This window comes from Sphingomonas sediminicola (assembly GCF_049991885.1).
In the GTDB taxonomy this organism is placed as follows: domain Bacteria; phylum Pseudomonadota; class Alphaproteobacteria; order Sphingomonadales; family Sphingomonadaceae; genus Sphingomicrobium; species Sphingomicrobium sediminicola.
Window position 1 is genome coordinate 41,940 of record NZ_CP178916.1, and the last position, 11,901, is coordinate 53,840.

General features: G+C 63.3%; 11 protein-coding genes. 3 read left to right on the top strand and 8 right to left on the bottom strand.

Going from position 1 to position 11,901, the window contains the following annotated elements:
* Positions 1–7: 7 nt before the first annotated feature.
* Positions 8–928 (bottom strand): PD40 domain-containing protein, encoded by a 921-nt coding sequence (locus ACMC5O_RS00245; protein WP_187708194.1) that lies wholly within the window; start codon positions 926–928, stop codon positions 8–10.
* An 81-nt stretch (positions 929–1,009) separates the two neighbouring features.
* Complete coding sequence (locus ACMC5O_RS00250; RefSeq protein WP_426693070.1) at positions 1,010–2,311, bottom strand: serine hydrolase domain-containing protein; 1,302 nt, start codon at positions 2,309–2,311, stop codon at positions 1,010–1,012.
* 28 nt (positions 2,312–2,339) lie between these two features.
* Here ACMC5O_RS00250 and ACMC5O_RS00255 point away from each other — a divergent pair, with 28 nt between their 5' ends.
* The gene (locus ACMC5O_RS00255) at positions 2,340–2,660 is read left to right on the top strand and encodes a hypothetical protein (protein WP_187708193.1); all 321 of its coding nucleotides are present in this window, start codon (positions 2,340–2,342) and stop codon (positions 2,658–2,660) included.
* Between the two features lie 6 nt (positions 2,661–2,666).
* Here ACMC5O_RS00255 and ACMC5O_RS00260 read toward each other — a convergent pair whose 3' ends face one another.
* From ACMC5O_RS00260 to ACMC5O_RS00275, 4 genes are all read right to left on the bottom strand, one after another.
* Entirely contained in the window at positions 2,667–3,563 is an 897-nt protein-coding gene (locus ACMC5O_RS00260; RefSeq protein WP_187708192.1) for a diacylglycerol/lipid kinase family protein, read from the bottom strand.
* 36 nt (positions 3,564–3,599) lie between these two features.
* Positions 3,600–4,112: a DUF3617 domain-containing protein gene (locus tag ACMC5O_RS00265; RefSeq protein ID WP_187708191.1), complete on the bottom strand. Its 513-nt coding sequence runs from the start codon at positions 4,110–4,112 to the stop codon at positions 3,600–3,602.
* Between the two features lie 26 nt (positions 4,113–4,138).
* Positions 4,139–4,675, bottom strand: a complete 537-nt coding sequence (locus ACMC5O_RS00270) for a DUF3617 domain-containing protein (RefSeq protein WP_426693071.1) — start codon at positions 4,673–4,675, stop codon at positions 4,139–4,141.
* Between the two features lie 72 nt (positions 4,676–4,747).
* Positions 4,748–5,668, bottom strand: coding sequence for a CPBP family intramembrane glutamic endopeptidase (locus ACMC5O_RS00275; RefSeq protein ID WP_426693072.1), 921 nt, complete (start codon positions 5,666–5,668; stop codon positions 4,748–4,750).
* A 100-nt stretch (positions 5,669–5,768) separates the two neighbouring features.
* On the opposite strand from ACMC5O_RS00275, the gene uvrB reads away from it, so the two are divergent.
* Both uvrB and ACMC5O_RS00285 read left to right on the top strand, forming a co-directional pair.
* The gene (gene uvrB / locus ACMC5O_RS00280; RefSeq protein WP_426693073.1) at positions 5,769–7,967 is read left to right on the top strand and encodes an excinuclease ABC subunit UvrB; all 2,199 of its coding nucleotides are present in this window, start codon (positions 5,769–5,771) and stop codon (positions 7,965–7,967) included.
* A 42-nt stretch (positions 7,968–8,009) separates the two neighbouring features.
* Positions 8,010–9,368: a L,D-transpeptidase family protein gene (locus ACMC5O_RS00285; RefSeq protein ID WP_187708188.1), complete on the top strand. Its 1,359-nt coding sequence runs from the start codon at positions 8,010–8,012 to the stop codon at positions 9,366–9,368.
* 18 nt (positions 9,369–9,386) lie between these two features.
* On the opposite strand, the gene ACMC5O_RS00290 is transcribed toward ACMC5O_RS00285, so the two are convergent.
* Positions 9,387–9,845, bottom strand: coding sequence for a hypothetical protein (locus tag ACMC5O_RS00290; RefSeq protein WP_187708187.1), 459 nt, complete (start codon positions 9,843–9,845; stop codon positions 9,387–9,389).
* Positions 9,846–9,984: 139 nt separating this feature from the next.
* Positions 9,985–11,817 (bottom strand): autotransporter domain-containing protein, encoded by a 1,833-nt coding sequence (locus ACMC5O_RS00295; RefSeq protein WP_426693074.1) that lies wholly within the window; start codon positions 11,815–11,817, stop codon positions 9,985–9,987.
* Positions 11,818–11,901 lie beyond the last annotated feature (84 nt).

Genomic DNA, 11,901 nt, shown 5'->3' on the forward strand with positions numbered 1-11,901 from the left:
ACTGCGGCTACTCGCGAGTCGAAGTGAAGATGTCGGCTGAGCCTTCAACGCCGGCTCTGGTCGAGCCGAACATCAGGCGGGTTCCATCCCACGACAAAGAAGCGCGCGTGTCGTTTCCTGCGCTGCTGATGCCGTTTTCTAAATGGATGCCCGTGCCCCAAGGTTGATCGACCGATGATCGGGTAGCCGTCCAGATGTCTGGTCCACCAAGTGTCCCCGTCCGTGTAGAATCCCACACGATTTCCAGCCCATCGTGGCGAACGTTCGGACGCGCGTCGCTGGCCGAGCTGTTTACGCCGCCCTGCGCGAGCTGAGCTGGCCCGTAGTCGACGCTGTAATAGACCTGCTGCCGGGGAGCGCCGACGCGCGTGCTGGAGAAATAGAGGACCTCGCGGCCGTCGGGCGTCTCGAACCAGGAGGGGCTCCATTCCTCATACGGACTGTTGATCGAATCCGATCCGGTCGGGAGACGCTGGGGTGCTTGGAAGCCCTTATTGGGCAAGTCTTTCGAAACGAAGATATCCGTATTCGTCGCACTAAGTCTTCGCACAAAGAAGAACCGATTGCCCCGCGACGGAGTGGGGCAGAACTCATCTGCCGCGGAATTGATGGCTGGACCTGCATTGACGGGGGTTCCCCACCCTTCGCCACTCCTAGGCGCAATCCAGATGTCGAGTCCGCCGTAACCGCCCGGTCTGTTGGAGGCCATGTACAGGCTTCCATCATAAGGGTTGAGGATTGGGCAGCCGTCGTTGGAGGGAGTGTTCAGCGAACTGCTCGAGCCGGGTAGCGATTCCGCATTCACCGGAGCACCCCAGTCGCCGAAGGACTTTGCGGCAACGGCTGTCGCGGTAAGGGCCAAGACTGTCGCACCGCCGGCCACCAATGCACGCATGGGCCGTTGAGGCCACCAGACATCTTTACGCATTCCACTTCTCCCATTCGCCCGCGCGAGTTGCGCGTTCGAGTTGGGTGCAGGAGGAAGCGTTCGCTGGGTGTGACCGCCGCGTTATCGCGACGTCAAATCGAACGGATCCAAATCGTTGAAGGCGAAGCGGCAGCGCTGGCGGCCGGCTTCCTTCACCCTTTTCCGGCGCGACGCGCACTGCAGGCTCGTAGCGAAAGTCTGCAGGCTTCGGCGGAACGCGACTTCTTCGGCCGCGCGATAGGCGCTGGTCCCGCGCGGTGGATCGTCCGACAATCCGGTAATGAAATAAGCGACGCCCGTTCCGTTCACGCGGTCGATCCACAGGCCTGATCGGAGACCGTACGCGTCGCCTGCGTGCCCGGCACGGGCAATGCCGTCACCTGCCGGGTCGTCCTTGCAGCCGCGTCGGGCTGTGGGGATCTGCTGGGTCGCGAGCCCATAGCTGCAATAAAATCCATGATCGGTGTCGCCATTCGATCCGTCGAAACGCCAGACGGGCGTCAGGAGCGTTTCGACCGACTGCGGCGACAGAATGCGGACTCCGTCCAAGGTGCCGCCATTCAACAGCATTCGGCCGACGCGAGCGAGATCGCGCATGGAGATCCGCAGTCCGCCCTGGGGAGCAAACAATGCGCCATTCTCGCCGAGCTTTGAGCGGGCAAGATCGCAGGCGCCGGTCTCCACATAGACCGGACAGTCCGGCTGTCTTCCCCCTAGGTCGTCCTTAACGGCCTTGCCGTCCTGCGTGAGCACGACCGCGCGGGCGACCTTCGCATCGCTGCAGGTCGGCCAATTGTAGCAGGCGTCGAGCTTCATTGGCTCGATGACTTCGCGCCGCATCCAGAGGTCGAACCGCTCGCCCGTAACACGCTCCACGATCGACGCGACGATCGGGAAATTGAGGTTCGAATATTTGAAAAAGACGTCGCCCGGCCCGTGTTTCGGATCCCAGCTCGTCGGCGCCGCCATGATCGACTGGACGCTGTCGCCGAGCGGAATCGCATATTGGTCGTGATGGTCGCGGACGGAGCTTGTGTGCGACAGCAATTGCCGGAGCGTGATCGGGCGATTGGGATACGCCGGGTTTCTAAGTTTCCAGCCGAGGTAGGCCGACGCATCGCTGTCGAGGTCTAGCTTGCCCTGCTCGACAAGCTTCATCACGCCGATGCCGACGACCAGCTTGCTGATCGAGGCGACGCGCACCGGATCGTCGGGAGTGACCGCGCGGCCGGCGGCGGGCTCGGCAAAGCCTTCCACGAAACTGCCGACTTCCTCATTGCGGTCGAAGGCAACGCCAACCTGCGACACCGGAACTTCGGGCGCTTGCAGCGGGACCGTTGCGCAGCCCGCCAAGGCCAGAAATGCCAGTGCAACGCCCCTCATGCCCGCAGGGTGACTCATGAGTGCGCCCATGCGCAAGCGTCTGTCTCATTTGACTCCAATCAGCCGGAGGCAGAGGCTCCACATATCGGAGGCCAAAATGTTTGGTTCGCTGCTTTTGATCTCTGCCTTTTTTGCCCAGGATCAGCCGGTCATTGTCGAGGGGCAACGGCCTGCCGTGGAAAAGAAGGTGTGCCGGACAGAACGTTCGACTGGCAGCCGGGTCGTCAAGCAGGTCTGCAAGACGGAGGCCGAGCGGCTGAGGGAACAACGGGACGCCAAGACCATGCTGGGTATGGGCAATCGCTCCAACCGCCCGCCCGACGCCTTCAAGCCATCCAAGGGCGACTGATCGCGGTTAGGGCGCGATGACCTTTAGAGCGCGCTTTCGCACCTTGTAGTCCAGTGGCGATGTGAGTGCGGTAACTTCGCCGTCGACGGAAATCGGAAGATGCGTGCGGCGGCTTGCGACGCGCAGGCGGGCGACGTCGTCCAGCCGGACCATATCGTCCGGCCGCGTCCGGTTGAGCAAGGCGCGGATGCTTGCCGCGATCAGTCCGCGCCGCGTCTTCTTGCGCATGACGAGGACGCACAGCTTCCCGTCCTGCAGGCTGCCCCGGTGGCCGGGCGCCCCGATGTCGATCCGGTAGTCGTTGTTGCCGACGAACAGAAGAGGCGTGTCGAGCCGTGCCTGCTCGTCGTTCACGGTCAAGGTGAGGCGATTGTGATGAAAGCGCGCGAGCGTCCGCAGCGCCGCGACCACCATGGCGAACCTCTTGCTTCGGCCCAGCCGCTGCTGCTGCAGGTCGCGGTCGATCACCATCAGCGGGTAAAGGCCGATCGCGCTGTTGTTGATGAAGGTGCGCCCATTGACCTCGGCGACGTCAACCACGCGAGTCTGGCCGGCCGCAATGACCTTTGCGGCCTCGTCGAGCTTCATCGGAATGCCAAGGTCGCGCGCGAAATGGTTGAGTGTCCCGAGGGGCAGGATTCCGAGACTAGTCTCGGTCCCCGCAAGCGCTCCGGCAGCAGCGCTGATCGTGCCGTCCCCGCCGCCGACGACGATCAACTCGGTGACCGCTTCCGCAGCCTTCTTCGCCTGCTCGGCGATTGCGGCACCATCGAGCAGCTCGACCCGTCCCTTGATTCCCGCGCTCGCGAGCGCCGCGCGGATCTCGTCGGCTTCGCGCTCGCTGCGCGCGGCGGTGCCGCTCGAACGGTTGACGCAGACCAGGACTTCGCGGGCGCGGGGCATCCGCGCCTTAACGCTTAAGGGGCCGCCGGGTCCCGTTCAGGACGTCTTGGCGGATTTTTCCGTCGCCGGCGGACATTCGCCGACGCGCTTGGCGGTGATAGTCCGGGTCATGGCATAGTCGCCAAAGCCCGACAGGTAGGTTGTCGTGCTGACTTCGACGTCCATGCTGTCTGCCTTGAACGTTCCGCTGACGGACTGACGAACCTCGCCAGTCTGGCTTTTGCGCTTGCAGGTCAGGTCCATGCTCAGTCGGCCGTTGCGGACATAGGGATTGGCGACGGTGCACGTATCCCCATCCTCGGCGAACAGTGCAGGGTCGATCGTGCCGTCGGCGGCGACACATCCGCTGGTGGTCCCCGCCGCATCCTGCTTGAGCTTCGTCGCCGGAGTGCTCTTGTCGACCGAGCGGACCGACGTGACCTTCCAGCTGGCTTGATACTGGCCCGCGGAAGGAACGGCGGCGGCCGTCTCTTCCTGCTTCACCGGAGCGTCTTCCGAGCAAGCGGAAACGAGAGCAGCGGCGGCCGCTGCGACGATCAGTTTGCGCAATTCACTTCCCCCCTCTTCACCCAGTCCTAGCTCTCGCGGCCGTCGCACTCCCCGATGCGCTTGGCGTCGACCCGCATCTTCATGTTCATCGTCTGGCCCGGCTGGGCGCCCTGGCCGCTCATGGCCATCGCCATCTGGTAGCTGTTCGGTTCGTAGGTGCCCGTCATTTCCATGGTCTTGGTCGCCTGCGGTTCCGTGCAGACAATCTTCATGTCGACCTTGCCGCCGCCCCATTTGAAATGCTCGTAACGACAGTTCTTCTCGGCGCCCGTGAAGAAGTCCTCCTTGGGACGTTTCGCCTGTTCTTCGGTGAGGCAGGTTTCATGGACCTGGCTCGTCCCGACTGTCTTCTTCATAGCCTCGGCCACTTGCGGCGGCATTCCGGGAACGTCCATTTCAAGCAGCGATGCAGTCTGCTGCCACTTGCCCGGACTGACGAAGGCAACATCCGATTTGCCCATTTCCTTGGCGACGTCGCCTGCCGACGCATTGGTCATCTCGACCGTATCGCCGGAGCCGCAAGCGGCCAGGCAGGCGAACGATGCCAGTATGAAAGGTCTCATCCACAGCCCCCTGTGAGACGTCCGCCTCCCGGACGCGGCGCGCACCCTATTCCGAAAAAGCGGCGATGGGAATCAGCCCCAGATATGCACGAACTCGGCGGTTGCCGGCAGAGCGTCGATCGCGCCGTGGACAAGCGCGACCAGCAGCAGGCTTCGGGACCTTGACCAGAGCACGCCCATCGAAACGGACAAAGGCGAGAGGGTGGCGACGGTAAACGCGGCGACCTGTGCCGGGTCGTTCGACCAGCCGTCCACGCCCGGACCGCCGCGGAAATAGAGGCCTGGGAAGTGAGAAAGGCCGAACAGGATCGACGTCGCGAAGATCGCCGTCGCTGGAGAATTGAGCCAGGCTGTGAGGCGCGATTGCAGGCAGACCCGGAAGAAGAACTCTTCGCAAAGGCCTGCTTCGACTGAAATCCACAGCCAGGACGCGATGACCCATGAGGCTGCCGCCGCCGGCGAGAGGTTCAGCTCGGCAATCTGCTTCAGCGACGGGCTGACGAGTGCCAATAGCGCGAACATCGCAGCGCTCAGCACGATCAGGGCGAGCCAGAATCCGCGGCGCCGGTGGCCGGTGTCGAACAGCGCGTGCACAGTTCCGCCGAGCGACAGGATAATCGCCACGGGAAGGGCGACGTGGATCGCAAGCTTGTAGGCGAGGACCGCGAGTTCCTGCGAAGGGCCGGGAGGGATGGCGCTCTTGATCGCGCCCAGTCCGAAACCAATCAGGAGCACGGCATAGACCACGAGATATATGAGCAGGCCGGCGCTTTCGCGCTTGGGATTGGCGACGGGCACCGGCGGCGCGTCCATCTTCCGGGTGACGAACCAGATGACGGCGCTGAAGGCCACGCCGAAGATCAGCAGGGAGGCGAACGGGAAGGTCCAGTCGCCTCCGGTCAGGGCGAGATAGGCGACGGCGACGCCCCAGATCGCGATATAGATGAACAGTGCCCGAAGCGTCGGTCTACTAGCCAAGGAATTGCGGTTCACAACGTTTCCCCTGCGTAACCATTACGCGCCGGGAGCGGCAATCGGAAGCCGCGAACGGCGTCGCTGGAACTGAGCCGCTGCGAACGCCATATGGGCCGTAATGGCGATTCAAATCCGCACCAGCCTTGCCGAACCGGAACCTGCCGAAGGCTTCGTTCCTCACCGCCCCGCGCGCCCCGACAAGGCGGAGGGTGGCAAGGCGTTCAGGGTCGTTTCGGATTTTGAACCGTCGGGCGACCAGCCGACCGCCATCCGCGAACTGGTCGAAGGCATCGGCGAAAATGGGGACGTCAGCCAGGTGCTCCTGGGCGTCACCGGTTCTGGCAAGACGTTCACCATGGCGAAGGTTATCGAGACCTTGCAGCGGCCGGCGCTGATCATCGCCCCGAACAAGATCCTGGCCGCGCAGCTCTACGGGGAGTTCAAGAGCTTCTTCCCCGACAACGCCGTCGAATATTTCGTATCTTACTACGACTACTATCAGCCCGAGGCCTACGTGCCGCGCACCGACACCTACATCGAGAAGGAAAGCTCGGTGAACGAGGCGATCGACCGCATGCGCCACTCGGCGACGCGGTCGCTGCTGGAGCGCGACGACGTGATCATCGTTGCCTCAGTGTCCTGCCTCTACGGCATCGGCTCGGTTGAGACCTATTCGGCGATGACTTTCAGCCTGAAGAAGGGCGCGAGCGAGGATCAGCGCGAGGTCATCCGCAAACTCGTCGCGCTTCAATACAAGCGAAACGATGCTGCCTTCGCGCGCGGCAATTTCCGGGTGCGCGGCGATAACCTCGAAATCTTCCCGTCCCACTATGAGGACACGGCTTGGCGCGTGTCTTTCTTCGGGGACGAGATCGAGGACATCGTCGAATTCGACCCGTTGACGGGGCAGAAGGCGGCGAGCCTGGACAGCGTGAAGATCTACGCCAACTCCCACTACGTGACGCCCGGTCCGACGCTCAAGCAGGCGATGGAAGCGATCAAGCATGAGCTCGAGGAGCGGCTGAAGGAGCTGGTCGCGGAAGGACGGCTGCTGGAAGCTCAGCGGCTCGAGCAGCGCACCAACTTCGACCTGGAAATGATCGCCGCCACTGGGTCGTGCGCGGGCATCGAGAATTACTCGCGTTTCCTCACCGGCCGATTGCCCGGCGAGCCGCCGCCGACCTTGTTCGAATATCTGCCCGACAACGCGCTTCTGTTCATCGACGAGAGCCACCAGACGGTGCCGCAGATCGGCGCGATGGCGCGCGGCGACCATCGGCGGAAGATCACGCTGGCGGAGTACGGCTTCCGTCTGCCGAGCTGCATCGACAATAGGCCGTTGCGCTTCAATGAGTGGGACGCGATGCGTCCGCAATCGGTGTTCGTTTCGGCGACGCCCGGCCCGTGGGAGATGAACGAGACTGGCGGCGTATTCAGCGAACAGGTCATCCGCCCCACGGGCCTCATCGACCCGCCGGTAGAGATCAAGCCGGTTGAGGACCAAGTCGACGACCTTGTCCACGAGGCGAAGGAGACCGCGCGCAAGGGTTATCGGACCCTAGTCACCACGCTGACCAAGCGCATGGCCGAGGACCTAACCGAGTACCTGCACGAAGCAGGGCTTCGCGTCCGCTACATGCACTCCGACGTCGAGACACTGGAGCGTATCGAGCTGATCCGCGAGCTGCGGCTAGGCGTCTACGACGTGCTGGTCGGCATCAACCTGCTGCGCGAGGGTCTCGATATCCCGGAATGCGGGCTGGTCGCGATTCTCGACGCGGACAAGGAAGGCTTTCTGCGATCCGAGACGTCGCTGATACAGACCATCGGCCGCGCCGCTCGCAACATCGACGGGCGCGTGATCCTCTACGCCGATACCAAGACGGGCTCGATCGAGCGCGCGCTGGCCGAGACCGACCGCCGCCGCGAAAAGCAGCTCGAGTATAATAAGCTCCACGGGATAACGCCCGAAAGCATCAAGCGCCAGATCAGCGACATTATCGCCCACGTTTCCACACGCGATGGCGTGGTCATCGACACCGGCGACGAGGATCGCCCGCACCTCGTCGGCCACAACCTCAAGGCCTACGTCGCCGACCTCGAACAACGCATGCGCAAGGCGGCCGCCGACCTCGAGTTCGAGGAAGCCGGACGCTTGCGCGACGAAATCCGCCGGCTGGAAGAGGACGATCTCGGAATCCCGCACGACCAGCGCGTTGCGCCGCGCCCGGCGGGCAATTCGAGCGAGGGAAAGCCTGGAACGCGCAAAGGCCGCTTCGGCAAGCAGTCACGCACACGCTTCGGCGGGCGGCGATAATTGGTTCAGGTGCGCGCAACCCAATCATCCGCAAGGAGTTTCGTGAACAAATCCACTTGGGGAATGCGCCGCGAACGCGGCGCAAAATTTATGCGCAAGAAGCTCGGGCTGTTTGTTGGCGCATTGGCGCTGGTTGGTTCTACGCCGCTTTGGGCGCAGAGGGGCGATGAACCGATCGCGGTTCCGCGCACCATCAAGCAGGGCATCGACTTCGTCTACGTCGATCCGGATATGAACAACGTGGCCAGACGCCATCAGCGGCCACAGAACTGGTTCCAGAGAATCCTGAGCTTCGATTTCTCCGGCGGCCGGACCGGCGCTCCGAACGTGCTGTTCAATCAGCTTGGCCGCGGCATGCGGCAGTATCAGGCTACCTACGGTCGGCTTCCGCAGAACAAGATCCCTGCGGGCCCTGTGCTCAAGCGCGGATCGACGGGCAAGCGCGTGCAACTCCTTCGTCAGCGGCTCGGCCTTTATCCGTCCGGCGGATATGACGATCAGCTATTCCAGGCCGTGGCGTCCTACCAGACTGTTCACGGCATTGGCCCGGCCGACGGCGTTGCCGGCAAGGGCACGATCGCATCGCTGAACCGCGGCGCGGACTATTACGAGAAGCGGCTCGCGATCAACCTGGAGCGCGCCTACCGGCTGCCGGCAGTCCGGACATTCAACCGCTATGTCGTTGTCGATTCAGGCGCGGCCGAAGCCTATCTGTTTGATCGCGACCGGATCGTGGATGGAATGAAGGTCGTCGTCGGTGCGCCGAAGACCAAGACGCCGATGATCGCCGTGATCATGCGCAACGCGAAGGCGAACCCCTATTGGAACGTCCCGCCGGAGCTTGTCCGCAGCCTGACCGCGAAGAAGGTCGGTGAAATGGGCCTCTCCTACTTCAAGAGTTTCCATTACGAGGTGCTGTCCGACTGGGGACCGAACGCCCGGGTCGTTGATCCGAAGACGATCAACTGGAAGGCGATCGCTTCGGGAAAGCAGCAGCCGACCATGCGCGTTCGCCAGCTTCCCGGACCGTGGAATTCCATGCGCAACATGAAGTTCGAGATGCCGAACGATTACGGCATCTATCTTCATGACACTCCGCATACGGAGCTGTTCGCGAAGAACGACCGCTGGCTGAGCAACGGCTGCGTGCGTCTGCAGGATTATCGCCGGTTCGCGACCTGGGTGTTCGGGAGCGTCCCGCAGCCGTCGACACCGTATGAGCAGACATTCAACCTGCCTCGCCCGGTCCCGGTCTATTTGACTTACCTGACGGTCGAGCCGAGCAACAATGGCGTCGTATTCCGCCCGGATCCGTACGGATGGGACGCACTGGCGATGCCGCAGATGTTCGGAGGCCGCGTTGCAGCGGCCGGTGACGAAGACGGCGGACGACGCGGCTAACGCCGTCCGCCGCAGTTACTACCGAAGAAGGCCTTTTCTCTCGACTCCGCGCGCGTAGGCGAACTGCGCGATCCCCAGGACGACGATGACCAGCGGCATGTATTTCATCATGCCTGCCTGCTCGCTGCCGGGCATCGGCGGGCCGAGGAACATGTAGCCGAAGCTCATGATCATTCCGGCGATCGACAAGCCGAATGCCCAGACTGCGTAGCGATGGCGCATCAACAGCAGCACCGATCCGACGAGAGCCGCCCAGACGCCGAGGCCCCAGCCGATCTGAGCGTACATCGGCATGCCGTCGATATAGTCGATCAGTGTCGTTACATCGACGCCGGGCGGCGTCATGCTGGTCAGGTAATCCATGTTGCGCGTGCGGGTCATCAGATAGTCGTATCCGCCAAAGCAATTCCAGAGCAGCGACAGGATCCCGACCACCCACAAATGTGCGGGTGTGCGCAAGGGCGCGGCAGTTGCCATGAGTGTCCTCCCTCGTCGCGGCGCGACGATGCGCCGCTTACCGACGCTTACAGGGCAGGCACGGGCGACCCGCGCTGCCGTGACGAAAAAGGCTCCGCAAGCCGCCCGGAGTCAAGCGGCTTGCAGGGGAGCTGCCGTTCTAGAAACCGACGTTCAGGCAGACCTGCGCGGATGTATCGTTGCCGTCGTCGCGACCGACCGTCGTCGAAAGAACGGTGTTCAACGTGACGCCGCTGAGGATCGCGGCGCTGCCGCCGCCCGAGATCCGGCCATAGGCCTTCTTCGTCCGGTCGAACGTCCAGCTGTTGACGATCCCCGGCGCACTGGTTTGCGCGAAGCGGACTGTCCTGTCGCCGTTGAGCAGTTCCTTTTCAAGCATCGCCGACAAATAGGGACGGACCGACATTCCGCCGGTTTCGAAGTCGCCGCGGATCTCAGCGCCGATGCCGCCGGTCAGCGACTTGGCCGAGACGGAGCTGACGTTGAGGTTCAGTGCCGGGTCTCCGCTTTCGGTATAGCCGTCGACCTTTGCCTTGGCATAGTCGAGCGCGACGACCGGGCCTGCACGCATGCTTCCGACTGGAACGAGGTAGCCGGCCTTGGCGCCGGCAAGCCAATGACTGGCGTCGGTGCTTGCGGTCATGCCCTCGACGACGCCCTGGCGTTCGATGTCGAGGTTGTCCCAGCCGTACCCAGCGTAGCCCTGGGCGAAGGCGCCGGCGAGCGCGAAGCCCGCGAAGCCGCCGATCTGCCAGCTGTTCGCCTCGGTCCGCGAAACGTCGCCGATGAACTTGGCTCGAGGGCGGGAATAGTTGCCGGCGATCCCGACCGTTCCATTGTTGAAGCCGTAAGCAACGCCCGCAGTGCCGCCGACGCCGTCGATGTCGAACTGGTCGCTTGCGAAGTCGGCCTTCGCATCGCGGGAGAAGGTATCGCCGACGACGAAGAACTTGAGGCCCTCGGCGACGTCGCCGTCACGCGGAGAGCCGACGTCTGCGCGCGTGGACAGGGTCCGTCCGAACTGACGGGCCGTCTCGAGCCCGAGTTCGCTCGGAGCCTTGAGCGTGAGCGGCGCCTGCAGCTGCGTTGCGACGTACCGGCCGACGATCCGGAAGCCCGCCGACGTCAGGTGGAGCGCGTCCACGTAGAACAGGTACTGGTTGGCATAATTGCTGTCGGTCACGCACGACGGCGCAGGCGTGCACGCGCCGGTGTTGGTGAAGCCGTAGGCGCCGGGATTGGCGACGATCTGCTGCCCGACCAATGTCAGGTCGAGATAGTGGACCATGACTCCGTTGGCGGCATAGTCGGCCAGGACATCCTGCATCGTCGCATTGAAGGTCGTTGAATAAGAGTTGCGGATCGCCTGAGCCGTGGGGTCGTTGGCGATCTCCGGAAGGATCGACGTGTTGCCGGCGAGGAAGCTGATGTTCTGGGCGCCCGCCGAGACGAGTGCGTCGATGCCGGCTGCAGCAGTAGCTGCAGAAACCGTGGCGGCGGTAGGCGCACCCGCCAGCGTTCCACCATTCTGCTGATAGAAGCGGGCGTCGTTTCCGCCGATCGAGAAGGTAACGAGGTCGCCTTCGTCGAAGGTCCCGGAAACCGTCGGGAAAGGTCCGCCGCCACCAGCGAGATAGGCGTTCCACTCGGTGATGAAACCGGGAATGCCAGGCCCGTTGGTGTTCGTATTGTCGGTCAGCGCGCCGCCGATCGCGAAGTTCTCGACTGGCGCGTCAAGCAGAAGCGACAGAGTGTCGATGTAATTGGTGCCGCCCGAGAAGCGGCCCGTCGGATAGACCTGCGGCGCGGGGTTGAAGCCGATGATCTGGAAGAGATTGCCGTCGTCCGCATAGCTGTCGCCAAATGCGACGATATTATCGATGCGCTGCGCGGCGGCCGGTGTCGTGAATGTCGCTGCGGCAAGAGCGGTTGCGCCCAGAAGGGTGCGGCCCATCAACCGGCTATTCGTCATGAATCCTCTCCCCGCGGCCGAAACTAGCCGCCCAACGCAGATTTATGACCGTTGATTAAGCACCATGACAAGTGGCGGCGCGGC

Coding starts and splice junctions, on each gene's coding strand:
- ACMC5O_RS00245 (WP_187708194.1), bottom strand. CDS start 928: ATGCGTAAAGATGTCTGGTGGCCTCAACGGCCCATGCGTGCATTGGTG.
- ACMC5O_RS00250 (WP_426693070.1), bottom strand. CDS start 2,311: ATGAGGGGCGTTGCACTGGCATTTCTGGCCTTGGCGGGCTGCGCAACG.
- ACMC5O_RS00255 (WP_187708193.1), top strand. CDS start 2,340: ATGCGCAAGCGTCTGTCTCATTTGACTCCAATCAGCCGGAGGCAGAGG.
- ACMC5O_RS00260 (WP_187708192.1), bottom strand. CDS start 3,563: ATGCCCCGCGCCCGCGAAGTCCTGGTCTGCGTCAACCGTTCGAGCGGC.
- ACMC5O_RS00270 (WP_426693071.1), bottom strand. CDS start 4,675: ATGAGACCTTTCATACTGGCATCGTTCGCCTGCCTGGCCGCTTGCGGC.
- uvrB (WP_426693073.1), top strand. CDS start 5,769: ATGGCGATTCAAATCCGCACCAGCCTTGCCGAACCGGAACCTGCCGAA.
- ACMC5O_RS00290 (WP_187708187.1), bottom strand. CDS start 9,845: ATGGCAACTGCCGCGCCCTTGCGCACACCCGCACATTTGTGGGTGGTC.
- ACMC5O_RS00295 (WP_426693074.1), bottom strand. CDS start 11,817: ATGACGAATAGCCGGTTGATGGGCCGCACCCTTCTGGGCGCAACCGCT.